General features: G+C 51.2%; 19 protein-coding genes and 2 pseudogenes. 13 read left to right on the top strand and 8 right to left on the bottom strand.

All coding sequences use genetic code 11. From position 1 onward, the window contains the following. Nucleotides 1-180 precede the first annotated feature (180 nt). Together RTP97_RS09810 and RTP97_RS09805 are read left to right on the top strand one after the other, a co-directional pair. Nucleotides 181-2,243 (top strand): annotated as a pseudogene (locus RTP97_RS09810) (McrB family protein). Then, nucleotides 2,240-3,556 (top strand): McrC family protein, encoded by a 1,317-nt coding sequence (locus RTP97_RS09805; protein WP_312413090.1) that lies wholly within the window; start codon nucleotides 2,240-2,242, stop codon nucleotides 3,554-3,556. Before RTP97_RS09810 ends, RTP97_RS09805 begins: the two are co-directional and overlap by 4 nt. Before the next feature lie 322 nt (nucleotides 3,557-3,878). Here RTP97_RS09805 and RTP97_RS09800 read toward each other — a convergent pair whose 3' ends face one another. The 3 genes from RTP97_RS09800 to RTP97_RS09790 all read right to left on the bottom strand — a co-directional run bounded on the left by RTP97_RS09800 (nucleotide 3,879) and on the right by RTP97_RS09790 (nucleotide 6,364). After that, on the bottom strand, nucleotides 3,879-4,160 hold the full coding sequence (locus tag RTP97_RS09800) for a hypothetical protein (RefSeq protein WP_409455933.1): 282 nt from the start codon (nucleotides 4,158-4,160) through the stop codon (nucleotides 3,879-3,881). Further along, nucleotides 4,161-4,388, bottom strand: a complete 228-nt coding sequence (locus tag RTP97_RS09795) for a hypothetical protein (RefSeq protein WP_312413087.1) — start codon at nucleotides 4,386-4,388, stop codon at nucleotides 4,161-4,163. A gap of 131 nt (nucleotides 4,389-4,519) precedes the next feature. Then, a complete protein-coding gene (locus RTP97_RS09790) occupies nucleotides 4,520-6,364 on the bottom strand; it encodes a pectate lyase (RefSeq protein WP_312413084.1) in 1,845 nt (614 codons plus the stop codon). Between the two features lie 75 nt (nucleotides 6,365-6,439). Here RTP97_RS09790 and RTP97_RS09785 point away from each other — a divergent pair, with 75 nt between their 5' ends. Genes RTP97_RS09785 through RTP97_RS09770 form a run of 4 tightly spaced genes read left to right on the top strand, consistent with a single transcriptional unit; the run spans nucleotide 6,440 to nucleotide 10,957 of the window. After that, a complete protein-coding gene (locus tag RTP97_RS09785; protein ID WP_312413081.1) occupies nucleotides 6,440-7,684 on the top strand; it encodes an oligosaccharide MFS transporter in 1,245 nt (414 codons plus the stop codon). Between the two features lie 13 nt (nucleotides 7,685-7,697). Then, the gene (locus tag RTP97_RS09780; protein WP_312413078.1) at nucleotides 7,698-8,990 is read left to right on the top strand and encodes a sulfatase-like hydrolase/transferase; all 1,293 of its coding nucleotides are present in this window, start codon (nucleotides 7,698-7,700) and stop codon (nucleotides 8,988-8,990) included. A 3-nt stretch (nucleotides 8,991-8,993) separates the two neighbouring features. After that, nucleotides 8,994-9,794, top strand: coding sequence for a sulfite exporter TauE/SafE family protein (locus tag RTP97_RS09775; RefSeq protein WP_312413076.1), 801 nt, complete (start codon nucleotides 8,994-8,996; stop codon nucleotides 9,792-9,794). Further along, nucleotides 9,791-10,957, top strand: coding sequence for an anaerobic sulfatase maturase (locus RTP97_RS09770; RefSeq protein ID WP_312413075.1), 1,167 nt, complete (start codon nucleotides 9,791-9,793; stop codon nucleotides 10,955-10,957). Before RTP97_RS09775 ends, RTP97_RS09770 begins: the two co-directional genes overlap by 4 nt. A gap of 51 nt (nucleotides 10,958-11,008) precedes the next feature. Here RTP97_RS09770 and RTP97_RS09765 read toward each other — a convergent pair whose 3' ends face one another. Further along, entirely contained in the window at nucleotides 11,009-11,752 is a 744-nt protein-coding gene (locus tag RTP97_RS09765; RefSeq protein WP_312413074.1) for a Crp/Fnr family transcriptional regulator, read from the bottom strand. After that, nucleotides 11,749-11,919, bottom strand: coding sequence for a helix-turn-helix domain-containing protein (locus tag RTP97_RS09760; RefSeq protein ID WP_409455935.1), 171 nt, complete (start codon nucleotides 11,917-11,919; stop codon nucleotides 11,749-11,751). The genes RTP97_RS09765 and RTP97_RS09760 overlap by 4 nt, the downstream gene beginning before the upstream one ends. 563 nt (nucleotides 11,920-12,482) lie before the next feature. Between RTP97_RS09760 and RTP97_RS09755 the strand changes: the two genes are divergently transcribed. Together RTP97_RS09755 and RTP97_RS09750 are read left to right on the top strand one after the other, a co-directional pair. Then, a complete protein-coding gene (locus RTP97_RS09755; protein ID WP_312413071.1) occupies nucleotides 12,483-12,842 on the top strand; it encodes a hypothetical protein in 360 nt (119 codons plus the stop codon). Then, nucleotides 12,839-13,243 (top strand): annotated as a pseudogene (locus RTP97_RS09750) (phospholipase D-like domain-containing protein); the annotation flags it as partial. The gene RTP97_RS09755 and the pseudogene RTP97_RS09750, both read left to right, overlap by 4 nt. A 167-nt stretch (nucleotides 13,244-13,410) precedes the next feature. On the opposite strand, the gene RTP97_RS09745 reads toward RTP97_RS09750, so the two are convergent. Continuing rightward, on the bottom strand, nucleotides 13,411-14,622 hold the full coding sequence (locus tag RTP97_RS09745; protein WP_312413068.1) for a right-handed parallel beta-helix repeat-containing protein: 1,212 nt from the start codon (nucleotides 14,620-14,622) through the stop codon (nucleotides 13,411-13,413). Between the two features lie 341 nt (nucleotides 14,623-14,963). Between RTP97_RS09745 and RTP97_RS09740 the strand changes: the two genes are divergently transcribed. The 3 genes from RTP97_RS09740 to RTP97_RS09730 all read left to right on the top strand — a co-directional run bounded on the left by RTP97_RS09740 (nucleotide 14,964) and on the right by RTP97_RS09730 (nucleotide 16,868). Continuing rightward, nucleotides 14,964-15,752, top strand: coding sequence for an MBL fold metallo-hydrolase (locus tag RTP97_RS09740; RefSeq protein ID WP_312413067.1), 789 nt, complete (start codon nucleotides 14,964-14,966; stop codon nucleotides 15,750-15,752). 125 nt (nucleotides 15,753-15,877) lie between these two features. After that, nucleotides 15,878-16,657 carry a zinc-dependent alcohol dehydrogenase family protein gene (locus RTP97_RS09735; RefSeq protein WP_312413066.1) on the top strand — a complete coding sequence of 260 codons (780 nt, stop codon included), beginning with the start codon at nucleotides 15,878-15,880 and terminating at the stop codon, nucleotides 16,655-16,657. After that, entirely contained in the window at nucleotides 16,605-16,868 is a 264-nt protein-coding gene (locus RTP97_RS09730; RefSeq protein ID WP_312413065.1) for a zinc-binding dehydrogenase, read from the top strand. The genes RTP97_RS09735 and RTP97_RS09730 overlap by 53 nt, the downstream gene beginning before the upstream one ends. Nucleotides 16,869-16,925: 57 nt before the next feature. On the opposite strand, the gene RTP97_RS09725 is transcribed toward RTP97_RS09730, so the two are convergent. Then, nucleotides 16,926-17,282, bottom strand: a complete 357-nt coding sequence (locus tag RTP97_RS09725) for a helix-turn-helix domain-containing protein (protein WP_312413064.1) — start codon at nucleotides 17,280-17,282, stop codon at nucleotides 16,926-16,928. Nucleotides 17,283-17,431: 149 nt separating this feature from the next. Between RTP97_RS09725 and RTP97_RS09720 the strand changes: the two genes are divergently transcribed. Then, complete coding sequence (locus RTP97_RS09720) at nucleotides 17,432-20,392, top strand: RHS repeat-associated core domain-containing protein (RefSeq protein WP_312413062.1); 2,961 nt, start codon at nucleotides 17,432-17,434, stop codon at nucleotides 20,390-20,392. A 340-nt stretch (nucleotides 20,393-20,732) separates the two neighbouring features. Continuing rightward, nucleotides 20,733-21,629 carry a manganese catalase family protein gene (locus RTP97_RS09715; protein ID WP_312413060.1) on the top strand — a complete coding sequence of 299 codons (897 nt, stop codon included), beginning with the start codon at nucleotides 20,733-20,735 and terminating at the stop codon, nucleotides 21,627-21,629. 54 nt (nucleotides 21,630-21,683) lie between these two features. Here the strand turns inward: RTP97_RS09715 and RTP97_RS09710 are convergent, their stop codons facing one another. After that, a complete protein-coding gene (locus tag RTP97_RS09710; protein WP_312413059.1) occupies nucleotides 21,684-25,385 on the bottom strand; it encodes an NAD(P)-binding protein in 3,702 nt (1,233 codons plus the stop codon). Between the last annotated feature and the right edge of the window lie 138 nt (nucleotides 25,386-25,523).

The following is a 25,523-nucleotide window of genomic DNA, read 5'->3' as shown; positions in this document are numbered from 1 at the left end:
CGGCCCTCCTGTACAAACTTCTATCGACTTGCATTGGTGAGGTATAACTTACTGAATATATTTTGAATTACATTTAACTGAATTCCTCGCTGCCTCCCCTAAACAGGCAGTAACGAAGTTCAGACTAATCCGATAAGATACGGTTATCTTGCTTTGATTGCCCTTTAAACGGAGTATGTGATGGTTCAGGATTCCTCTACATTAGCCCCTTTCTTTCGTTCTCATATCGCAAAAAACAATCAATACAACCCAAACTGGGGCAAGCACTATCGTCAGCTCGTAGAACAGATCCAAGCCGAAAAACCCAACTTCTCTACGGATACAATTCGACAGATTTGGTACGAGCGCAGCAATGGCATCTCCAGCCTCAGACAGGGTGGAATGTCCCAGTTTGAATTCGAAACGGCGCAAAAACAGCTGCTCGCTCTCACTCGCCTGATGGCAGAAGAGTGTACGCAGGAGAATTACGACCGGGTGATTAAGCGCCTTATTAAACTTAAAACGGATGGAATATTGAACAAGGTGTACTGGGCTCTCTGCCATCGCGCCTTTGCCGCTCTCTATCCGTCTAAAATTACGAACGTCGTAAATATCAGCAATTTTTTTAGCAGTTATAACTACTGCAATAACCATTTTCAACTTGGCCTTTCAAAGGATCAGGAGTGGTTCGCGCGCAATCTTGATCTTAAGAAAGCATTGCACCGCGCACTGGGTGATGATGTCGATCCTATCGAGCTGAATATGTCGCTCTGGCATCTCTATACGCAGGTTATTCAGAAGAAGAACGATATTGGATTAATTGGTAACGAGACTACTTTGCCGGAAGACGATCAAGACGAGGAAGTTACCACCCCGCAACTGCCAAAAATACTATCCTCTATGGTCCGCCAGGCACTGGTAAAACTTACCGCACAATCGATCTGGCCGTACGCGCTTGCGAACCGGCAGCCTACTCGCTTCAGGAAGGTAAAGAGGAGCACGAAAAACGCCGTGAGCTGAAAAAGATTTATGACCGCCTGATTGCTGAAAAGCGGGTGCGCTTTATCACCTTCCATCAGAGTTTTGGCTATGAAGAGTTCATCGAAGGGCTAAGAGCAGAGACTACCGACGACGGCAATGTGCGCTACGAAATCAAAGCGGGCATATTTAAGCAAATTTGTGAAGATGCTGCTTTTGGTCACGCAGGTGTTCAGCAGAAGCTTGACGAGGCACTTGCCCGTCTACAAGAACGTTTATCTGAAAGTGGAAGCATTACCCTTGAAACGCTGCAGGGCAAAGCCTTCCAACTGGCTTACAAGAGCCAGACCACCTTTGGTATCTTCCCGTCGCAATCGAAAAAAGAGGATTTAGGCCAGGGTTACAATGCTTACCTCAAGAATATCAGTCTGGTTTACCAAAACCCTCAGGCAAAGGTACATAATCCGTCATATGTACGTAGTATCCTTAATTACCTGATTAAACACGAAGGTTTACCTTCCAACCCACAAGATTCTGTACCTGAAAAACGGCAAAACTACGTTTTAATTATTGACGAAATCAACCGTGGAAATATCTCCAAAATCTTCGGCGAACTGATCACCCTGATAGAAACCTCTAAACGAGCCGGAGAAACGGAGGCTCTTAGCGTAATGCTTCCTTATTCTTCCACCCCATTCAGCGTGCCGAGTAATCTCTATTTAATTGGCACCATGAATACCGCCGATCGTTCGCTCACGGCATTGGATACCGCCTTGCGCCGCAGATTTGAGTTTGAAGCTATGCTGCCGGATATCAATGTCCTGAAAGATACGGTTATCAAAGGGATTGATTTGCCACGCCTTCTGCAGACTTTGAATGACCGCATTCAGGTACTGTACGATAGAGAACATACATTAGGCCATGCCTTTTTCATCCCAGTTGTTCAGGTAAAAGAGGACGAAGAGCTGGCATTTGAAAGGCTCAAGCGGATTATGCGAAACAAGGTGCTGCCACTGCTGGAGGAGTACTTCTACAACGACTGGCAAAAAATCCGTATGGTGCTGGGCGACAATCAAAAAAGCGAAAACCCGCACCTACAATTCGTGTGTGAGGTGAAAGACCAGAAACAGTTTGCGGATCTTTTTGGCAATAGCGGAACTGAAGATCTGCATGATATCGGTGCCAGTTTCCATTTGGCCTCTGAGAGCGACGATGTCTGGGATAATCCGCTCGCCTGGCAACAAATTTATGCACCAAAAAATAGTAATCCTGGGAGCAGGGAATGACGTCTCGTCGAAACTTTACCGTCTTCGAATACGGGCTTCTGGTTGATGAGAAAGATAGGGGCCGCATAAATAATGCGGTCGTTCTGCCCTCCAGGCTGTTTGAGTGGCTTGAGCAACGGTGTCTGAAAGATGACGCGGATAACACTCATCGTCTGCTAACCCTGCGCAGTCGGGGTAGTGTAAAAACGCTTCAAGTAAAAAATTATGCTGGTGTTATTTCTCTTCCGGGTAATGCGTTTATTGAAGTATTGCCAAAAACGGGGCGGCGTGAAGACAACATTGATATTGCACGTCAGCAGCTTTTGATGATGCTACGCACACTAAAATTTTTTCGCCATATTGCCACTTCAGCATCCCGAGTCAGAACCTCGAAGATGCCGCTGATGGATGTATTTATTCAGCAGTTTATCGATAGCGTACAGCAGATTGTGCGCCAGGGTCTAAAGCGTGATTACATACGTCAGCAGGACAATCTGCCGTGGATGAAAGGGAAATTAAGGGTCTCCTCTCAATTAAGCAAAAACTATGTGCGTCGGGATCGTTTTCAGGTGGAGTTTGACGATTACAGCGCCGAACGTCCGGAAAACCGGATACTGAAAACAGCCATCGATAAGATCCGCCGTCAGATCAGCAATCCGCAGCTACTAATACAAGTTAACTCTTTGCAGGTACACTTTGACGATATTGCACCTGTCGGAGATGTTCGCATCGCCTTCGACCAGGTACGTCTCGACCGACATATGCGTCACTATGAACTTGCCTTAGCGTGGGCGCGGCTGATTTTGATGGGACAGTCTCCCCATTGCATGCAGGGAGACGCCAACGCCATTTCACTGCTCTTTCCAATGGAAGCTGTGTTCGAATCTTTTGTGACTGCATGGATGCGTCATCGTTATAACGATAACTGGCATGTAGAGGCACAGGTGGATTCACATACTTTGGTTCGTCTCAATGGCAAAGGGTTATTTAAGCTTAGACCCGATATCCGTCTACGACCTCGTGATGATAATTGGGATCAGCCGAAGATTTGTGATGTTAAATGGAAAATGGTAGAGGGCGGAAAGGCGACACTTGAACAGTCGCAGACTGACCTCTACCAGATGCTAGCCTACGGTATGAACTATCAGGAGGGGATAGGGGATATGCTTCTGATTTACCCTTCCCATGAGGATTTTAGTCAGCCGTTAGCTCATCCATATGAATTTAGCCATCAAAAGGAAAACCCGCTGCGTTTATGGGTTGTGCCATTTTTCATTGGTGACAGTTTGCAAAGTTCTGGCGTGCGTTTCCCTGATGGGAAAATATTGATTTAAAACCGTGTCATTCTCTTTCATACGGTTAGCCATAACGGTGTTGTACTGATATGGCTCTGTACCCACTTGCATTGTCTGATTTTTGTACGGATTTTTGTTTGTGGGTACAAGTGCGGGTATAAGATCTAAGTGTTAAAAATAAATAACTTTGAAATCAGTTGGTTGAATGAAGCATTCGAGTCCGGCCTTCGCCAAAAACGCTTGTTATAATCTGAAAAAGTACCACAATCAGTGGCTTGTACAATGAAGCTGAGCGTTGACGGCAACTACAAAATGGCCGCATCTCCGACTTTTTGTTTATAAAGCTTTGGGCCAGATCTTTTCACTCACTCCCTGTTTTATCAATCTCTCTCCACGCAACTTCTGAGCATCTCTGCATTGTTTCAATATAGCTCAGCGCCACCTTAACCCCGCCCGCCAGCGCCCCTTTCACCGCCACGCCAGCTCTCACTTCAGCCCACGTCATCGCACCCATCCAGAACGTCGGTAGCACCAGAAACATCGACCCCATCACCAGATTGATAATCACGTCATCCTGCGTATTCTGAATCTCGGCGAGATCCCAGCTACTGTGGGTAACGCTGTTATAGAGCACATCCAACAATCAGCTATCGAGCCACCGCGCCAGTTCCCAACAGGAAGTCAGGAATAATAGCGCGAATTGCACAAACGTCAGCGTCATCACCACCTTCACGTCCCATGCCGAGCAGAGCGTTATCAGCGGAATACAGATCACCAGCGCCTGTTCCATCACACGGGAGAGTGCGAGTTCACCAGAGAGACGTTGGATAAGTACCGCGGCATCAGGATAGTCGCGCAGCGCCTCAATCACGCTGCGTGTCAGATGAATTTACGCCTGAAGATGCTTCCTCCGCGACACGATGAATACAAAATGGTGTACGCGGAGGAAGCATTTAGCGCAGTAAGAAATTCAATACTGCCTGGAAAGCTATACTGCTGTGGTTATCGCCGGGAGCTACTTTCCGGCTCCAGTGCGCCGATAGTCGGTGGTGTTCCGATAGCCTGATTTAACGCATCGTGTGCAGGTGCGCCAGTAACAGCGACCCCCGCATTAATGGCCGGTGAAGCGGATTGCGGTAAATAGTCCCGCCAGAGCACATTTTCTGGACCTGGGTTAGCCAGTCGCGGATCGCCGATTAACGCATAACTGTCAGAGGGCATTACCGGAACATTGTTGTAGAGATTGTGGTCGCCAGTAATAGCGGAGTCGTTGTAGTCCCAGACTGGAGTAACGCCGGAGCCATCGCCCATCAGGATGTTGTTAGTCAGCTTAAGCTCAACTGCACCATCGTTGGTTGCCCCTTCTGTCAGAATGAGATGAGCGCTGGTTGAGTCTGGCGGCAGCAGAATTGTGTTGTTATAGATTTGTCCGTTAATCACGCCGCCGCTGCATACCTGGAAGGTGCGGGTCCTGTCCGCTACGGACAGGTTATAGCGGATCAGGAAATTGCGCGATTTGCCGGGGACATCATAGCCATAGGGGCAAAGCAGGAAAAAGCCGCCTTCATTGCCCGAGGAAATATTGTACTGATAGACAATGCCATTTGTTGAGTGATCGACATCATAAGACATACCGTCCTGAGTGGTATGGCCTCCTGAAGCGAAGTTGTACTGGTAAACGATATTGTCGCTGTTGGCCGACCACATTCCTGCATTTGGCGAGCCGGAGCGCATATTAAAACCGTTCAGTACGTTGTATTCCACCGTACTGTCCGTACTGGTCATGGGCGCGATGCCATCGCCACCAATGTCAGAAAGCATATTATGGCTGATATGGGTATTGTTGAATGGCTGCCACTTCGCCGTACATAAGCTGTACCAGAACTCGACCAGTTCCGGGCGTTGGCACCAGTTGGACCAGGTATAGATACCCTCGCGATCGACGGCGTGAATAATATTATCGTTGATATTCAGCCCGCTAAACCAGGTGGGGATCGTGTTGCCGAGCGCCTCCACCACAATGCCGCCGGAGGCATGGGCATATTTGCCGATGCTGCTGTCCGAAGGATTTTTTGTGGCTGGCATTTCTCCACGGACATCATGAATATTCAGGTGCTGAAGGCGGATCCCCTGATGTTCTCCACTGTTGGTGGCGCTAACCCATAATCCCCGGCGAGGGGATTTTCCATCACCGCTGGCCGAAAGCTCCAGATTCTGTACCGTTACCCAACTGACATCGGTCATGTGGAAAGCCGCTTCGTTGCCGTTTGCTTCTATGCGGGGTAACGCCGTTCCTTCACCCCAGGCATCATAGATAACAGGGGCACTCTCTGAGCCAGATGTTGTGGCAACTACTTCGCCATTACAGGTGGTACCACGGCGAAACAGAATGCTGTCCCCCGGTCGCACTTCATGATTGTTAAGCGTACCGATAGAGTTAATAGGATTACTGGCGGTTCCATCACCGTCAACGGTAGCGGAGCAATCAATATAAAGTGACTGTGCGTGAATGGAAAAAGAAAATAACAGCGTGAGTATCATAAGGAATAATCTGCGCCGCAAATTATTCCTCTTATAACGACTGATGTTGTTTAATAAATAAGTTGTCATAATATTAGCCTCATTTATGAATGAATAGGGATGATGAAACGGGCTGCTGATCATTAACAAAATTATGAAAAGAGTATTGCCAAGCCGGTCACGCGATGCCATTTGCTTACGGTTTGAAACAGACGGTAAATGCCGGGGGAAAATAAAGTTTCTGCTCACGAATGTGGTTAGGGTCACAATATAATCAGTTTTGATATGACGGTTGTTATAAGCGTTCTGGCCCTTTCTTTTTACCATTCCCGCACACTGTTCTGCGCAGTTGTCCTCGGAAAACAGTGCCTCTGTTTGATGATGCTTATTAAGGTGGCGGCAATGATTAAAACACATGACACCCGATGGAATGTGATCCTCTGGGGATTTTTTTTCCTCTTCTATTACTACAACTGGTCTTCCTGCTTCTTGTTTTTACCCATGTGGCTAACCCGAATGGTGGGGCTGGATAAAACGCATATAGGTATGGTGTTCTCCTCCTTTGCAGTGGCGGCTATCTGCCTGCAACCGCTGCTGGGCTGGGTAACGGATAAGCTAGGGCCGAAAAAACACCTGCTGTGGCTGATCGTTATCCTGATGGTGCTCTTCGCGCCGTTCTTTATTTACGTGTATACCCCGCTGCTGCAAAGCCATTTTGCGATTGGATTGGTGGTGGGCGGGCTGTATCTGGGATTTATCTTCCACGCGGGCTATGGCGCGGTGGAAGCCTTTGTCGAGAAAGTCAGTCGTAGTCGGGGCTTTGAGTATGGGCGTCCACGGCTGTTTGGCTGCTTTGGATCGGCGGCCTGCGCGACTATCTCCGGTATTCTTTATGGTTTCGATCCGACATGGATTTACTGGATTGGTTCGGCGCTGGCTTTACTGCTGGTGGTGATCCTGCTGGTTGCCCGTTCTGAGCCGCTGCCGGGCATTGAAGCGGAGCAGGTCCGCCAGCAGAAGGTCAGCGTGTGGGAGTTGTTTAAACTTCGCCGGTTCTGGTATTTCACATTATATGTATTAGGTGTGGCCTGTATTTATGATGTTTTCGACCAGCAGTTTATTAATTTTTTCACCCGTTTTTTTGACCATCAGGAAGAGGCGGCAAGAGCATTCGGCTATATTACGACTGCCGGGAATCTCGGCGATGCCGCCGTAATGTTTTTTATTCCACTGCTGATTAATAAATATATTGGCAGTAAAAATGCATTATTAATTACCGGCACTATTATGACGGTTCGGATTATTGGTTCATCTTTTGCCACCGGGCCGATTGAAGTGCTCTTTTTACGGATGCTGCATAATTTTGAAGTACCTTTCCTGCTGATTGGTATTTTCAAATATATTACTGACGTTTTTGATACTCGCCTGTCCGGGACTATCTATCTGGTGGGCGTGATGTTTATCAAGCAGTCCGCCGCTATTATTTTATCGACCGTCGCGGGTCATCTCTACGACACTATTGGTTTCCATAGTGCCTATCTCATCCTCGGCAGTATCACCGCCGCGTTCACTCTGCTGTCCGCTTTCCTGCTGACTTCAACCCCACGCCAGAAAACGGCGGACGCGCGTACACCCGCCACACTCTAATGGAGAGAACCTTATGCAACCGAATATTCTGGTCTTTTTCACCGATCAACAGCGCTGGGACACGGTAGGCTGCTACAACCCTGCCGTCAGTACCACCCCGGTGCTGGACCAGCTTGCCCGCGAGGGCGTAAAGTTCGAAAATGCGTTTACCGTCCAGCCAGTCTGCGGCCCGGCACGTTCCTGCCTGCAAACTGGGCGTTACCCAACGCAGAACGGCTGTTACCGCAACAATATCGCCATGCGGCAGGATGAGATGACGCTGGCAAAGCTGTTCAATCAGGCGGGATACGACACTGCCTACATCGGAAAATGGCACCTGGCTGATCTGGATGAAAAGCCAGTTCCAGAAGAATTGCGCGGCGGCTGGCAATACTGGCTGGCGGCAGATGCACTGGAACATACATCACACCCTTATGGCGGTCACTTTTTTGACAAAGATAACCAGCCTGTGCATTTCGATGGCTACCGGGTGGATGACCAGACCACGTTCGCGCTCGATTACCTGAAAAATCGCCAGCGAGATAACCCCTTCCTGCTGTTTCTCTCTTACCTGGAGCCGCACTTCCAAAATGATATGGCGCGTTTTGTCGCCCCGGATGGCTACGCCGAACGCTTCCAGACCGCAGCGGTGCCGCCAGATCTGATTAACCGCCCCGGCGACTGGCCGCAGAACCTCCCTGATTATTACGGCATGTGCCAGAATCTTGATGAAAACCTCGGGCGTATTGTGGATTACCTGAAGGCCAGCGGCGAATACGACAACACCATTATCCTGTTCTTCAGCGATCACGGCTGCCATTTCCGCACCCGCAATGATGAATACAAACGCTCGTGCCATGAGTCCAGCATTCGTATTCCCTGCGTGGCGCGGGGCGGGCCGTTCAGCGGCGGCAGGACGGTTGATCATCTGGTGACGCTGCTGGATATCCCGGTCACGATGTTGAGCGCCGCAGGTATTACAGTGCCGGATGCCATGGTGGGGCGTGATTTGCAAACCGCACTGGATGCTGAGCACTGGGACGAGGAGGTGCTGATCCAAATTAGTGAGTCGGAGGTTGGGCGGGCGCTACGTACACCGCGCTGGAAATATGAAATTGTCGCGCCCAGCAGCGATCCGTGGAATGAGGCAGCCGCAGAGATCTATGTAGAGAGCCAGCTTTACGATCTTCTGAATGACCCATGGGAGCGCCAGAACCTGATTGCCAGCCCGGAACATGCGCGGATCCGCGAGAAATTACGTCAGGACATTGGCCGCAAAATGACGGCAATTGGTGAAGACCTGCCTGCCATCGTTGCGGTGGAGTAAGCGATGACTGCATGGATGATTGTCGCACTCTGCGGCTGTGGTCTGGCAACCAGTCTGCTCTCGGCGCTGTTTGGCGTCGGGGGCAGTATCCTGCTCGTGCCGGTACTGCATTTGTTGTTTCCGCAATGTGCTGTGCAAGTGCTGGCCGCGACGTCCCTGACGGTGGTGATGCTGAGTGCGTTGATTAACGTCTGCGCCTTCTGGCGACAGGGGATACGGTTGAATACGAGGCTGCTGATACTCTGGTCTCTGGGGATGGCGGCGGGAATGCAGGTAGGTGTGTACGCCAGCTTTTTGCTGTCGGATAGGGTGCTGCTGATGTTGTTTGCGCTGGTCCTGGTGGGGCTGGCCTTGCGCTGTGGATATTCACGTCAGACAACCAAGGAAAACGTACAGCCGGATAACCGGACGCGCAGTACCGGGATGTTGTTGTGTACCGCTGGCGGTGCTGTGGCTGGGTTAACCGGGCTGGGCGGCGGTTCCGTACTCGCGCCGCTGATATCACAACTCTCCGGGCTCCCACGCCAGCATATCGCCGTGTATTGCAACTGGCTGATGCTGTTTGGCAGCGCCGGAACGGTCATCAGCTATCTGTATCACACTGCGCCTGATACCGGCGGATTGCCACTGTCGATGCAGTTTGGTTACGTCAATATGGCTATTGTGGCCGTGATCTTTCTCTGCACGGTGGCGTTTCAACCTGTCAGCATGAGACTTCGCACTCTTTTGCCGGAATGCTGGTTACAGCGCATTTTCTCCGGAGTATTGCTGATGATAGCCACGTTGATTCTGGTGACGCTATGAAACACGCTTTTCATCTGATGGCGAAGCCTGCAGGCTGGCGCTGCAATCTGGCCTGCGATTACTGCTTTTACCTGGCAAAAGGGCAGGGTGTGTTGCGTGATACCTGCGGACAGCGGCATATGTCCGATAAGGTGCTGGAGACGTATATTCGCCAGTACATCGCGGCATCGCCCGGCATGGAGGTGAATTTTACCTGGCAGGGCGGCGAGCCCACGCTGGCCGGGCTTGATTTTTATCGCCGGGCCGTGGCGTTCCAGCAGCGCTATGCCGGGGATAAGCGTATTACCAACAGCCTTCAGACCAATGGCGTACTGATTAACGATGAATGGGCGGCATTTCTGGCTCAGCATCGGTTTCTGGTAGGCATATCGCTGGATGGCCCGGCACATCTGCATAATCATTACCGCAAAACGGGCAGCGGTAAGCCTGTGTTTGATCAGGTGATGGCGGCGCTGGCTTGTCTGAAGCGTCATCGTGTGGACGTCAATATCCTGACGGTGGTGAACAACGTGACGGCACAGGCTCCACTGGACATTTATCGCTTCCTGACGCGTGAGGTGGGAGCTGAATTTCTTCAGTTTATTCCGGTGGTGGAGTATGACGACCAACGCGGGCTGTTGCCCTGGTCAGTGACGGGGGAAGATTACGGGCGATTTATGATCGCCATCTTCGATGAGTGGGTACGCCATGATGTCGGGCGGGTATTCGTTCAGCTTTTTGATAACACGCTGGCGGCGTGGCTGGGTGAACGCCCGGCGCTGTGCGTGATGCAGCCTACCTGTGGGCGCGGGCTGGTGGTTGAGCAGAACGGCGATGTCTACAGCTGCGATCACTATGTTGATGCGGAACACCGGCTGGGCAATCTGCTACAGCAGCCGCTGGAAAGGCTGGTTGTGAGTAAAGCACAACGGCGGTTCGGCCAGCGGAAAGCGCAGCTACCGGATGATTGCCACCGCTGCCCGTGGCGCTTTGCCTGCCAGGGTGGTTGTCCGAAGCACCGGGTAAACGATCGGTTAAATCATCTTTGTGCCGGGTATCGCATGATGTTCAGTCATATGGATCCGTATATGGCCTATATGGCGCGGCAAATTCGTTTGCAGCAGTCTCCGGCTGGGGTGATGACGGTGGCGGACGAATTGTGTCGTAATGATCTGATTCAATGAAGAGTACAATATTGTTCGGTTTGTAATAAATAGCCAGCGTAGTGATTAGCTTTATCCACTGGCTACTTTACCTTTCATCAATACAGCCAGTTGCTCTGGATAACGAACATGCAGGCGACGCTGTGAGTCATCCAATATTCCAGCTTGTCTTAATTCCTTACTGAACCGTAACGCCGTCTCTGTCTCACATCCGGCAAACTCTGCCACTTCACGCCACGTCCAGTCATACCCAGGAAAATACTGCGTCAGATACCAGAGGCTGCTCAGTACCCGGTGACGGGTGCGATAACGAGCTATCCAGGTCATGCGATGCTCTGAGTCAGACAGACTTGCCACCACCTGATTTAACAGAAATTGGGCAAACTGCGGGTGATGATGCAGGAAATCGCTGTTGGAGTGAGGAATGATGTGGCACAGCGATGCTGTCTGCAAAACGCAGGCCTGACAGTGGTAGAACTCCGAGCCAAACAACCCCAGATAGCCAAACCAGTCCCCTTGTTGGCAGGCGCGGACCAGCATCTCTTTGCCGTTTTCCAGCGTGTGGTGTAAACCGACGACGCCATGGTTAAGATACCAAAAACCACAGATGGATTCTTCTTGTAGATAGATTTTGCTTCCTGCTTCACGAACGATAGGACGTAGCAGGGCGTGGCGGGAAAAGTGAGTGTGGTGGAAGGCGGAGTGGTTGCGAGTGGGTGCTTTGAGAAACGGCATTTCTACAGGCGGTGGTATGGCGACTTGCTGAATCTGAACCGGCGTAGAGATGTTATGGATGTTGGCGTCTGGAATAATCATAGCTTGCACCTGACGGGGAGCGGATTTTTTGGTTGCCGTAGTTCGCTTTTATCTTCATAACGACTCGGCCAGATTTCCGCAGGGTGAAGGTTAAGTGCGCGGATAATCAGCCATTTGTCTTTGGACCCGGGGCGTGATAGTGCATTTGCCAGCGTAACTGCTGCCATACCAGGATGCCGTATGTGAGGAATGTCTTCAAGGTAAACGTCCTCCAGCGATTTTGCTTGGTAATCACGAAACATACTATTCCTTGTAGCGCCGCCATCGTCGATTGCAGAGCCTGCACGGTTTAAATATACCTATACGGTTAACGCGCATTAATGAATCCATTAATAAAGTCCACTCTAGTTTAGGAGGAACTATACCGGACACTACCTGTAGTGGATCCAGTCGTTGGCCATGCAAAAACTGAATATTGAGCTTTATGCAACTCCTTAACGTTGCTTCTTTAAAATCTGAATAAACTATGAAATGTATATGAAGCTATAGCAATAACCGAATTGTAATGAATTTTATTTATATACAAGGATGTTTGCTCGATTATTACAGGAGTTATTACTAATTCACGTTAACTTTCTTAGTAAAACATAACGTGTATGATCACTATGAAAAAACCAGAGTCAGGATTATATACTGAAAATAGTAAGGTGGGTTAGCGCAGCCATCCTCACCATCCTCACCGTACTCATCCTGAGGTGGCTGTTCGTCTGGTTGGTTGCGTCAGGTATCGGTGACGACGACTTACACAGAGAACGACTTCTTCAGTTACCATACGCTGCCGGGCAAAGACATTGAGAAAGCCCCCCGTATATCCGGCGATTACTACTTTAAAGCACAGCTCGGCGATGGGTATGCGCCAACCAGCATGATTATCTTTAAGTGGACAGCAAACGTTGAGCCATTACGGATATATCTAAAGCATGGCAAGGAACGCACCGCGGGCGCGCCGGAGGTGATCACACCGCTCGTGACCTCGGCGGTCGTGAACCGCGAAGGGTTTTTATTCCCCACCCCTGCAACCTCCATTCCCCGCGACCTGCTTGAGCCGCTGCCCAAAGGGTCGTTCTCTATCGGCAAAATCTTCCGCTAACCTGGCAGAAGCTGGAGGAGACGGGCTTTTTAGCGTCGATGCTCGAGGCCCGCGAACGGGGCATAGACGTCACCGTCGTCACGGATAAGAGCTACAACACTTATGACAAGGACTATGCGAAACGCCATGAGAAGAAGCAGAACCTGACGGCGGCGTTAGAGCAGTTAAACGCCGTTGGCATCGCTACCCGGCTGGTGGACCGCGTGCACAGTAAGCTTGTTATCGGTGACGATGGCCTGCTGTGCGTCGGATCGTTCAACTGGTTTAGTGCGACACGCGAGGCAAGGTATGAAAAATATGATACCTCGATGGTCTACGACGGCGGTAATCTGAAGCGAGAGATACAGGCGATCCAAAGCAGCCTGGATAAGCGCCAGGTTAAAGCACTTTTGCTCTCCTGAACGCAAGAGATAATACCGGGTGGCACTTCGCTTGCACGGATCTACAGACTTATATGTCCAGTAGGCCGGGCAAGCGAAGCTTAAATTATATACATTAAATCTATAAAGTGGAGGTCAAGGTACGCACTTTAACCTCAATGTGATTTTATAAATTCATATAAAACTGCTTAATCACTTACAGGAATGTCACTATTGTCCCAGGCATATTTAGTTTTGTTTTTTGTCGCAGCATTACCAGATATCTTCAATTTTTCCTTAGCTGCATCAGAAAGGTAAAGTAAGGTATAGTTATTACTGGTGTCGCCTGCTGGCATATCTTTTGGCGCAGTCGTATTACTGTAGTCGGCTATAATGATATTATTGTTAGTAGTGTTTTTTTCACAAAAGGAGAGGGCGCAAAAATTATTATTTGCTCTGCTTTCATAGCGAACAGCAACTTTTGATTTAGGAAGTGCGCTGACCAGTAAATTATTTAAAGAGTTAAAACGCGAACTTAGCTGGAATCTAAAGGCATTATTTACTGTCTTAACATCCTGATCTTTAAAATCTACTATAAAATCAGAAATGACATTGTATTTTGCCTTGCCGAGAATGCCACCCATATAGCATTTCTCTGCCTGGAAACCTGTCACAAGATTATGCTCGCAGCCAATGTCACCCTTCGTTTCCTGTCCCATGCCAAAGCCATAGAAGCAGTTGAGGGCCCGGTTGTTTATCACTTTGTTCCATTTAGAGTCGTTCTTAAGTTCAACACCAAAAAGTGTAATATCTTCCGCTACACAGTCGCTTATTTCACTATAGTCGCAGTCAGAAAGGAGTATACCATTACATAGGTTGGCTTTCTTATCTGAATCTGATGCTATTTTCCATGCGTTGAATGCGAATGTTGCCCGAGCAGAGCATCTTTTAAATGTAATATTAGTACACGGCTCACCGTCCTTGGATTTTAACGCCATAAAACCAGTGCCTAAGAAATCTTCTACATGGCAGTTTTCTACGAGAATGTTTGTGCATGACTCAAAAACCATGCCGTGTTTACGCTTTCCACTAGCAGGAGGGAAAAACATAAATTCACAGTTAACAGCTAAATTACTAATTTGGATTCCATGGCAATTCTGGAATCGCAAAAAAGTGTTAGGTGTATTGCTATGGAATATGGTTGAACTAACGCCGCTGCCGATTATTTTAAAAGGGCACTTGGAGTTTTTTAGATAAATATTATCTATCAAATAAATACCAGGCTCGATAATGCCAACGCCACCATCTGTATTTAGCGCATTCAGGAACTTTTTGAAGCTCTCAGTATCATTATCAGCACTATTCCCTTTAGCACCAAAATCCGCTTTCAGGTATATGATTTTGTTTTTTGTTTGGGCCATGATTTACCTCGTTATCAGTTTTTATTGAAAGGTGGTGATACACATTAAATTAGTACCGTCTGGTAATGGGATAATATTTTTTGTGGTTAAATTATGTGCCTTAAAATCACACGAAAACGATCAAAAAAAACAAATTATTGCAGGGCCTATGGAGACGCGGATTATTCACGCAATATAAAAAACAGTAGAGGATGATTTTATTACCACCCTATTTATGGATCGTGTTCACAGTAAATCGTTAATGACGATGATAAACTAGTCTGTTTATGATTGTTTAACGAATCTAACCCAATCGCAATAAGAATTTTTTAGCGCTTTTAAAAACACGGAGATTGTCTGTAATGCTGAGAGTTACAGTTTTACTTGAAAACCACATTACAAGAAATGCTGCGACTCTAATCTGTCGGCCTGGGCTAAGCCTGTTAATTGAGGATGGCATAACGAGGTTATTATTCGATACCGGGCCAGATGCCTCGTTTATAAGCAACGCTGAAAAGATGGGCGTGCCGCTTGAGCATATTGACTGGGTTGTACTCTCTCATGGCCACTACGATCACTGCGGTGGGCTGAGGCATCTTCAAACGCTCCCTAAGGTGCTGTGTCATCCGGGCGTGTATGACCATAAATATGCTGGTGTGAGAATATTAAATCGTTTTATAGCAATCAAGAAGATATCGACCCAGCTACCTTCGGTTAAACATAATTTCTATTTCACAAAAAAGCCTTACGAGATAAGTGACAGGTTTATCTGGTCAGGTGAAATTGCATCAGTGAAATCTTACGGCTATGTAAAAAGGGCGAAAGTAGAGCCTGATACACTTAATGATGAAGGTGCTCTGATATATAAGTGTGAAAAAGGGTTAGTGATATTTACCGGCTGCGGCCATAAAGGCCTGAGAAATATTATCGAACACTGTAAACAGCTTACTGGAGTAAGCACTATCTATGCAGTCGTAGGCGGGATGCATCTTCGACGCGCTATGCCGTGGAGTTTGATATCCCTACGGAATTATATAAAAGCCGTTAACCCTGAGCGGATCCTTACTTGTCACTGTACTGGAAAATGGGGAAAGCAGTGGTTACCCGGTGCAGAAGAGATCAATACCGGCGATGTTATAAGCCTGCTATAAACCCCTCCCACACTACCCTTTTGTATAGTATGTGTAAAAAAGTGTCGTATTGCGCTCCACGGCATCCGGGCAAACAATGTAGTCACTGCCTGGTTGTTCCTGGGCCAATTTTTAAGGAGTGCATTATGACCCGTGTTGTTCGCTTTCATGAGTATGGTGGTGCTGACGTACTGCGTATCGAAAACGTAGACGTACCTGCGCCTGCCGCTGATGAAGTTCAAATTTCCGTTCACGCTATCGGGCTTAACCGGGCCGAGGTGATGTTCCGTACCGGTCGCTATCTGCAGGAGGCCGTCTTCCCCTCGCCGCTGGGCTATGAAGCGGCGGGGGTAGTGAAGGCGCTGGGCGCAGAGGTGACCGGCTTTGCAGAAAACGATGCAGTGAGCGTGATCCCTACCCTGGATATGGCACGCTGGCCGACCTATGGTGAAGTCATCAATATCCCCGCTAAGTTTGTAGTGAAGCATCCAGCGAACCTGTCGTTTGAGCAAGCGGCGGCATCATGGATGCAGTACGTCACGGCGTGGGGCGCGCTGGTAGCCCAGGCGAAGCTGACTGCGGATGATTTTATTATCGTCTCGGCGGCATCGAGCAGCGTTGGCGTTGCCGCCATCCAGATCGCCCGCAGCGTTGGCGCTACCGTTATCGCCACCACTCGCACTGAGGCTAAAGCGCAGGCGCTGCGTGATGCCGGGGCGCACCACGTTATCGCGACGGAGCAGGGCGATCTGGCGGCGCGTGTGCAGCAGATTACAGACGGCAAGGGCGCTCGCGTTGTCTTTGATCCCATCGGCGGGCCTGCTATCGCCCAGCTTGCAGAGTGCATGGCGTTTGGCGGGATTCTACTGGAGTATGGCGCTGAGCACCGACGAAGGCACCTTCCCACAGTTCGCGCTGTTGGTTAAGTGCCTGATCTTAAAGGGCTATCTCTATATCGAGGTGACCAGCAACGATGCTCTGCTGGAGCAGGCAAAGGCCTTTATTAATGATGGACTCGCGAGCGGCAAGCTTGTGCCGCTGATCTCTCGTACCTTCAAATTTGATGAGATACAGGAGGCGACCCGCTTCCTGGAATCTAATGCGCAGATTGGCAAGATCGTTGTCACGCTGAGCTAAGCCAGGAAACGCCGGGTGCGGCTTCGCCTTACCCGGCCTACCAGAGCTACGGGATCGTTATTCCGCTTTTTCGCGTAATCCGCGATGCTCCAGCCAGCCGGTTCCCCACTCATTGAGCTGGCAAAGAATCGGCCCAATGCTGCGTCCCTCATCGGTAAGGGCATACTCCACCTTCGGTGGCACTACCGGGTAGACGGTGCGGGTGATAAAGGCATCCTCTTCAAGCTCGCGCAGCTGTTTGACCAGCAGGCGCGGCGTGCAGCCGGGCAGCTGGCGATGCAGCTCGTTAAAGCGCATGGTGCCCTTGGTTTGCAGATAGTAGAGGATCACCCCCTTCCAGCGACCGTTAAGCAGGTTGAGCGTAGCAACCATCGCGCACGCGGGCACTTCATCATATTTGCGACGCTTGGGCATTACGGACTCCTTAACTCCCACAGGAAAGACACTATCTTTTGAGGCAGTATAACCTCTTAATTGCACGCCTTAATACATCCTCTTTCTTTATCCTGATAAATAAGATCTCTCCTTCTGTTTAATTCTGCTTTTTCTCCAGGGAGTCAGCCATGAGCAATCCAATTGTTGGCACCGGTACGCCGGTAGTCAGCGTCACTGATAATCGGGGGCTGGCCGTACGCGCCCTTAACTGGAACCGGGAACAGGCTGGCGATCCGCTGCGCCTGCTGGTCAGTCATACGTACGTGGATGATGCCAGCAGAGCGGCGATACACCGCGATCCGCGCCTCTTTGCCGCCTGGACAACAGACAGCGCGTCTCCGGCAAACCTGCATACCATGCCCTCGCTGGCAGGCCAGCTACTGAAGCGGGAGAGTAGTGACAGCGGCGAGCAGGTAACGCTGTTTGACGCAGCGGGCCGCCCGGCGTGGACCCGTGACGGGCGCGGTACGGTGCAGACCGTGGCGTACGATGAGCTGGGACGCCCTGAGAGCGGCTGCGAGCAGCTGAGCGGAAGCGAGGACATCCGCGTCAGCTGGCGCAGCGGCTACGGCGACGCCGGTCCGGCGGATGATGGATCCCGGGGTAACAACCTGCGCGGTATAAATGTCGCACAGTACAATGACGGCGGCCTGCTGCAGATAAATTCAGTGGCGCTCAGCGGAGCGGTACTCAGCCAGACGCAGCGCTTTCTGGCTTCGGCGGAAAGTCTACCGGACTGGCCGAAGGATGGCACAGCGCGGGAAACGCTGCTGGAGGCAGATGTGTATACCACAACCACTGCCGTCGACGCCCGCGGCGCAACGCTGAGCCAGACGGATGCTGCCGGGCATAAACTTGCCTGGCGAAATGATGTCAGCGGCCACGTCTGTTATCAGGATGTGACCCCGGCAGGCGGGGAGACGCAGACCCTGCTGGCGGGCATAACCTGGAGCGCGGCGGGCCAGGTGCTGGCGGAGGCGGCCGGTAACGGGGTGACCACCACTTACGGCTACGATCCGCAGAACCAGTGGCTCGCCACCATGACGGCGCAGCGGGTGGATAACACCACGCTTCAGGCGCTGAGCTACGGCTATGACTTTACCGGCAATGTTACCTCGATGAGCGACGGCAGCGTGGCATCGCGCTATTACCGGAATCAGGCTACCAGCGGGGCACGGTTGTTCACTTACGATGCGCTCTACCAGCTGCTGAGCGCCACCGGGCGCGAGAACGCAACCAACACCGGCATGCAGTACAGCGGCCTGCCAGCTGTGATGTCCCCGGATGGCAGCCAGTATGTAAACTACACCCGCAGTTATGTGTATGACAACAGCGGTAATCTGTCCACCCTGAAGCATACCGGTGCGGGGAGTTTCACCCGCACCATGACCACGGAGACCACCTCCAACCGCAGCGTGCAACAGAATGACGGCGGAGCGCAGACCCCGGATGAGGTGAAAAACTGGTTCGACAGCAACGGCAATCTGTTAACTCTCCAGGCAAGCGCCGCAGGCACCGATGGGCTGGCGTGGGACGGCAGCAATAACCTGCGCTCGGTGACGCTGGTGAGCCGCAGCAGCGGCGACAGTGACCGGGAAATTTACCAGTACAGCGGCAGCCAGCGGGTGCGCAAGCAGACGCGAACCCTGGTGAACGGCAGCAGCGAACTGTGGAATATCGACGAGGTACGCTACCTGCCGGGGCTGGAGTTGCGTAAAAGCTGGCAGGAGACGGCGGGCAGCAGCGCTTCACCGTCCCTGAGCGAGGAGCTGCATGTCCTTAGCGGAAAGGCGGGCCGGGCGGGTATCCGGGTACTGCACTGGGAAACCGGAAAACCGGACGGTATCGGTAACAACCAGGTGCGCTGGGGCCTGGACGACAACATCGGCTCGCTGTCGCTGGAGCTGGACAGTGAGGGCCAGGTTATCAGCCGGGAGGAGTACTATCCCTTTGGCGGCACGGCGGTGTGGGCGGCACGCAATGAAGTGGAAGCAGAGTATAAAACCGTGCGCTACTCGGGCAAGGAAAGAGACGGCACCGGATTGTACTACTATGGCCATCGCTATTATGCCTCGTGGCTGTGCCGATGGGTGAGCGCCGATCCGGCAGGCGAGGTGGATGGTTTGAATCTGTTCCGGATGGTAAGGAATAACCCTGTTTCTCTTTATGATCCAGATGGGAATAAGCCTGTTTTTGCTTGTTTTGGGCAAGGGCAGGCTAAAAAAGAGATGTTTGCTCAGAGCATTGAACAAGAAAGTACTAAATATCCAATAATAGATATCCCAAAGAAAATCCACATGATTTGGATTGGCACCAATAAAATGAATAGTACAAATGTAGACCTGAGTAAAGAGACTGCTAGTAAGAATGAAGATTACGATGTGGCGCTCTATTTTGATAGTGGGATTCAGGGGTACGAGCCTGCTCTGGAATTTCTGCAAGATGCATTCAAAACTGATAAAATAAACCTTAGAGATATTCGTCAACATGCCCATTATGCTGAAATGAAAGAGCACCCAGCCTTTCAATATTATGAAGAGGCTGTTGCAGCTAAAAGATATGCTCAGGCCAGTGATATACTGCGATTGTTATTGTTGAAATATGAGGGCGGGGTATATAAAGATGTCGATGATACCCAGCAACAGCCCTTTGCGCAGCTCTCCGCGCCGGGCGGTGTAATGGTCAATGAAGAGTACGCCGCTTCTGCTGATAAAGCTCAGGCCATACCTAATACTCCCATTGCTGCGTCAGCGAATAACCCTGTTATTGATAGAACGCTCGAGTTAGCGGTTGAAAATTATAAGGCAGGTGAGACGAATATATTAAAGCTGGCTGGCCCTGATGTATTTACTCAGGCAATGTATGAAGCCTTTTCAGGATTGAATATTAGGGAATTAAACGAGACAATAAATCGACTGGTAGAACAAAAGAAAAAAATGTTAGGGAGTAAAGTAAAAAAACTGGATCCACAAGAGCTAATGTTGCTATATAAACCGTATAAAGAGATAAAGAATTTAAATAAATATGTCATTAATGGTTCTGATCATTCATGGTCTAAAATGCAGGGGCAAGCGAGTGGATACATATAATTTAAAAGGTTAAGCTACGAATGAAGTAGGCGATCTTTATGTGATTAGTTATATGCTGCAGATCGCTTTACATACCGTTATTCTGTTAGCAAAAGCATGAATAAAGTAATTTCTGCGTTTTTTTGTAAGGGAATATTTTACTGTGATTTTTGGCTAGGAATTATCTTAAAAAGTCAAGCTTGGATTAATATGACTGCCAATTTTTTGACATGGGCTATCCTTATAAGCGGTACGACGACTTTATATGAAAATTTAACGTTTTCATATTTAAGCATTTATTTATTAATCATTCAGTAGTTGTGAAGATGCTGAAAAAATAAATAATCACTGGAGTGAGCCTATGTTCAGACATGTAAAGCAATTACAGTACACAGTACGCGTTGCTGAGCCGAATCCCGGTTTAGCTAACCTCCTGCTTGAGCAGTTTGGTGGACCACAGGGCGAACTGGCCGCAGCCTGCCGCTACTTTACTCAGGGGCTAGGGGATGACGATCCGGGCCGTAAAGATATGCTGATGGACATCGCTACTGAAGAGCTAAGCCACCTCGAAATTATCGGCTCTCTGGTAGGGATGCTTAACAAGGGCGCGAAAGGCGACCTGGCGGAAGGTACCGATCAGGAAGCCGATCTTTATCGTAAAATCACCGGTAACGGTAATGACAGCCATCTGACCGCGCTGCTGTACGGCGGTGGCCCGTCGCTGACGAACTCCGCAGGCTTCCCGTGGACCGCAGCCTATATCGATACCATCGGCGAAGTAACCGCTGACCTGCGCTCTAATATTGCCGCTGAAGCGCGCGCGAAAATCATCTATGAACGTCTGATCAACATGACCGACGATCCAGGTGTGAAAGATGCGCTGGGCTTCCTGATGACGCGCGAAGTGGCACACCAGATCTCCTTTGAAAAAGCGCTCTACTCGATCCGCAACAACTTCCCGCCAGGAAAACTGCCGCCGATCGAGAAGTACGCTAACACCTACTTCAATATGTCTGAAGGTGGTGAAGTGCGCGGTAGCTGGAACTCAGACGAGAACTTTGAGTACGTATCTAACCCACCGCCGGCCGTGGACGGTGGCGATGGCTTACCAAGCGTCGTGCTGCCGGGGCCGCAGCAGGCGAACCTGGACGCTATGAAGCTGCGTACCGCATCTGACCCGTCGGTTAACCCGGTAACCGGTACTGACCTGGGTTCTGTTCCACCGATTGAAAATGACGCCGCTAAAAAAGCGCCGTAATCGTCGGTAAGAGACAAAAAACCCGGAAGATATCTTCCGGGTTTTTTTATGGCGTTAAGCGCCCGCTCCGCGCCGACTGACGCTGTTCTTCACCTTCTCAGCGGCATTTTTCCCGGCAATAAACGCATGATCGGAGTTGTAGTACTCCCACTCGCTGTAGCGGCCCGCGAGCACGATATCCTGAGTCAGCAGCCACTGGCGCACCGTCTCGACGTTTTTCGACCGCTCGTGATCGTAAACTACGTAGGCATAGGGAATATCCAGCTGGTTAGCCACCAGCACCTCATCTTCCGCAGTAAAGATGCCGATCTCAATGCACTCGGCAATACAGCGATCGATCAGCGCCTGACCATCAACCGGCAGCGGCTTATGCTCGGAGTAGGTGATCTCGCAGGTCAGGCCGCAGCCGCCCGGCGGATTACACTCAGGGCTGGTATTACCCTGCACAAAGATGCGGTGGAAAATGGTGTCGCCAGCAAAGTAGATCCAGTGCTTATCGGTGAGGTTGGCCCGGCCAATGCCGAGGTTTACGCAGCGCACCGAGACATGGTGCAGCCCGTTCGCCGCCGCAACCACCTCGTCCGGGGCCTCATCGCCAATGATGCGAATCAGCTCCGGCAGGGGCATGGTGCTGATCAGCTGCTCATAATGGAACTGCCTGCCGTCGGCGAGAACCGCGATATGCTGGTTGGCCAGAATATGGGTGATCTCACTGCTGGTCTCCACTACGCCTTTGATATGCGGTAGAAAAGCCGACATCAGCGCCTGGAAGCCACCCTTCAACGGATAGCCAAAGCGGGCGTTGGGACCCATCGGCTTGCCGACCGGCTCTACTGCACCTTCAACAATCTGAGCCAGATCCGGCAGCGGCACGCGCCCGCCAAGCCATGAGGTCTCCATCTCAGAGAGCGGCACGGTCCACAGCTTCTGGTTATAGGGGATGGCAAAATGCCTGGCGATACCCGCGCCCCAGACCTGATAGATAAAGCGTTCGAAATTCTCCGGTGGCATCTGCGCCGTGCTGCTGTACTTGGCTTCAATTGCGCCGAGAATGCACTCTTTGATGGTCTCGGTCGGCAGACCATACAGCGCTCCCTGGAAGGGGTAGCGCGTGTAGACGCCATCGGTATAGATCCAGGCCTCGCGCATCTGCCAGTGCAGGTTGTCACCCAGCAGCATGTCATACAGCTCCAGCACATAGGGATCGTTCGAGAACATGATGTGCCCGGCGTAGTCGAAGGTAAAGCCGCCGTCTTGAATGGAGCGGCACCAGCCGCCGACGCTCTCGTTGCGCTCCAGCAGAACCGCCTGCGAGCCGTAGTGATATGCCGCGCTCAGGCCCGTGGGGCCACCGCCGAGGATCAGGCAGCGGGCAGGAATAGCATTTTCGCTGCGAGAAGGTTTGAGCTTCAGCGCTGTGTTTTTACGTGCTGCATCATTTGCCGCCTGTGGGGTAGGGGTCGCTACGCGTTGCAGGGCCGATTTTGCCAGCTCTTTCTCAATCAGGCCGTGCATGGCCTGCGCCGTGACGTCCCAGGAGGTGCTATCAACGATCCGCTTCATCTCACGCTGCATCGTCTGCCTGGCTTCAGGGGTCAGGGCGAGCATCTTTTCACAGGCGCGCACAAAGCCCGCACGATCGTAGCCGATGGCCACCACATGCTTATAGGGCTCGACCACGTCGGTGATCGCTGTACTGACCACCGGGAGTAGCGCAGCCATATATTCAAGTACCTTGGTCGGGCTGATATAGCGCGTTGAAGCGTTAAGGGCAAACGGCATCAGACAGACATCCCACCCGGCCAGAAAATGAGGCAGGGCCTGGTAAGGCTGCATGCCGAGATAGTGAATATTAGGGCGCTGGGGCAGGCTTGCCGGATCGATTTTGACCACCGGCCCAACCATAATGACCTGCCACTCCGGGTGAGCATCGGCAATGGCCGCCAGCAGATCGAGATCCATCCGCTCGTCGATGACGCCGCAATACCCCAGACGCGGGTGCGGCAGATCCTTGATCAGCGGATGATAGTTATTGCGGTCAAGCGCCTGCTCAAAGTGGATGGCGTCTACGCTGCTGGTAAAGCAGTGGATATTCTCATGCCGCCCCGACTTTGCATTATAGAGGCTGGGCCCGCCGGTAAAGACCAGCTCGGCCCGGTTGAGCAGGGCGGATTCACGCTGCAGAAGCTGCCTGGGCGCATTTTCAAACGCGGCCAGCTCATCCATGCAGTCGTAGATCACCAGCGAAGGGTTAAAGACCGCCAGCAGCGGCAGCGCCATCGGCGTGTAGAACCAGACCAGCGGCGACTCATTTTCATCAACAATATCTGCCAGCAGCGGCTGGAGGTAGGCTATCTGGCTATCATGGAAGCCATGCACCTGAAGCGGCGTATGCGGCTTTATCACGGTCACATTGGGCGCAGGGTGCGTCAGGCTTAAGCTGGCGGGCGGAGGCGCGAACGTGGGCTCTTCAATAAAGTAGATCTGGTAGTGCTTCGCCAGCCGGGTCAGGAGGTGCTGCGGGCGCTGAAAGACAAAGTCCCAGCGCAGATGGCTAAAGATATACAGTTTTTTCATAGGGTCGCTACTATTCTTAGCGTCATTCAGATCGCATAATCGGGATTGGAACAGACCCAGTGTGTGCTGCGCCTTTTGCAAAGCGGCGGCATAAACAGGATCAAGTATGCGTGCCAGTGGGTCCGTGCCCTGATGGTCAAGTTCCCATAGTCCGCTGCGATGCCAACGGCTCAAATCCTCCCAGTCGGGCCGATCGATGGCGGGATAAAGACATACCCCATGTAGCGCGACGCCTGCCAGCTGCGCCTGGGCTACCTCTGTCGCTATCTGGCTTATCCATGCCCCGCGTCCGCTGCCAACGTGGCTGGTCTCAGCCAGCAGGATCGGACGCTCATAGCGACGGTAAAGCGTTTGTAACATGTGGCTAAGGGGGACCCGCCGGGGATCGCCAAGATGCCACCACAGGCGTGCGTTGCTGCCGCTCTCCCACTGGTTATCGTGATAGTAGTTCGCGCCAATGAGATCGAGGTAACGGGGTGCCCCGCCCAGCTCCGGTTCTACTCTTCCCGAGAGCATGTCCCAGGTTTGATACTGTGAATTGTAATGGCCTGCTGTAGCGGCCAGCGATTCCGGACTCTCGTCCGGCGCGGCCAGATGAATAATCGGGTCGCAGTGTAAAATGCGTGCACGGGGATCGGCAGCCCAGATAGCGTCACAGGCTGCAATCGTTGCGCGTACCAGCTGGCGCTTGCTCTCTTCTCCCGTAGCCATGCTCGGCGGCGCAGAACAGCGGAAAAACCCTACCGAGAGGCTCCAGCTGGTAAACGAGATCTCATTGACCGGGGAGTAGACGGGCGAAGAGACGTACCAGGGCGCTAAAAAACGGGCCAATGCCCCGCAGAGCCGCGCAAAGCGAGGCACGAAATCGGGTGAAAAAATATCGGTATCGTCCGGCCAGCCGTAGTGGCAGATCGTCCAGCAGATTTGTACTCCGGCCTCGTTTGCGGCCTGCATCTTTTCGGCAACGGATGAAAAATCATATCCGTGAGGCTGCTCAACGAGACGCCAGCCTACGCTCTCCCGTACCGTTGAAATATTTAACTTCTTTAAAGAAATATAATCGCTTAGCACTCTGGCATTGTGCCCGGTAATGTCGTTCATTGAGAGCGGCATACCTTGACCGTTACGGTGATCGGCACCCTCATACCCCCCCTGCCAAAAGCTGTCAAATATAGGCATCCCGTTCTCTCCTGCGTTTTTTATTTTTTGTGATCCGTAACCAACGAATATCAATTTTTATAACGGGCAGCGTAATTTACCGAAGCGGTAACGGTTAAAACTTTAAGAAATTTAAGCGTATATCCAAGGGGTTATATT

This window comes from Pseudescherichia sp., assembly GCF_031998825.1.
Lineage (GTDB): Bacteria > Pseudomonadota > Gammaproteobacteria > Enterobacterales > Enterobacteriaceae > Pseudescherichia.
This window is presented reverse-complemented; position numbering and strand designations above follow the sequence as displayed.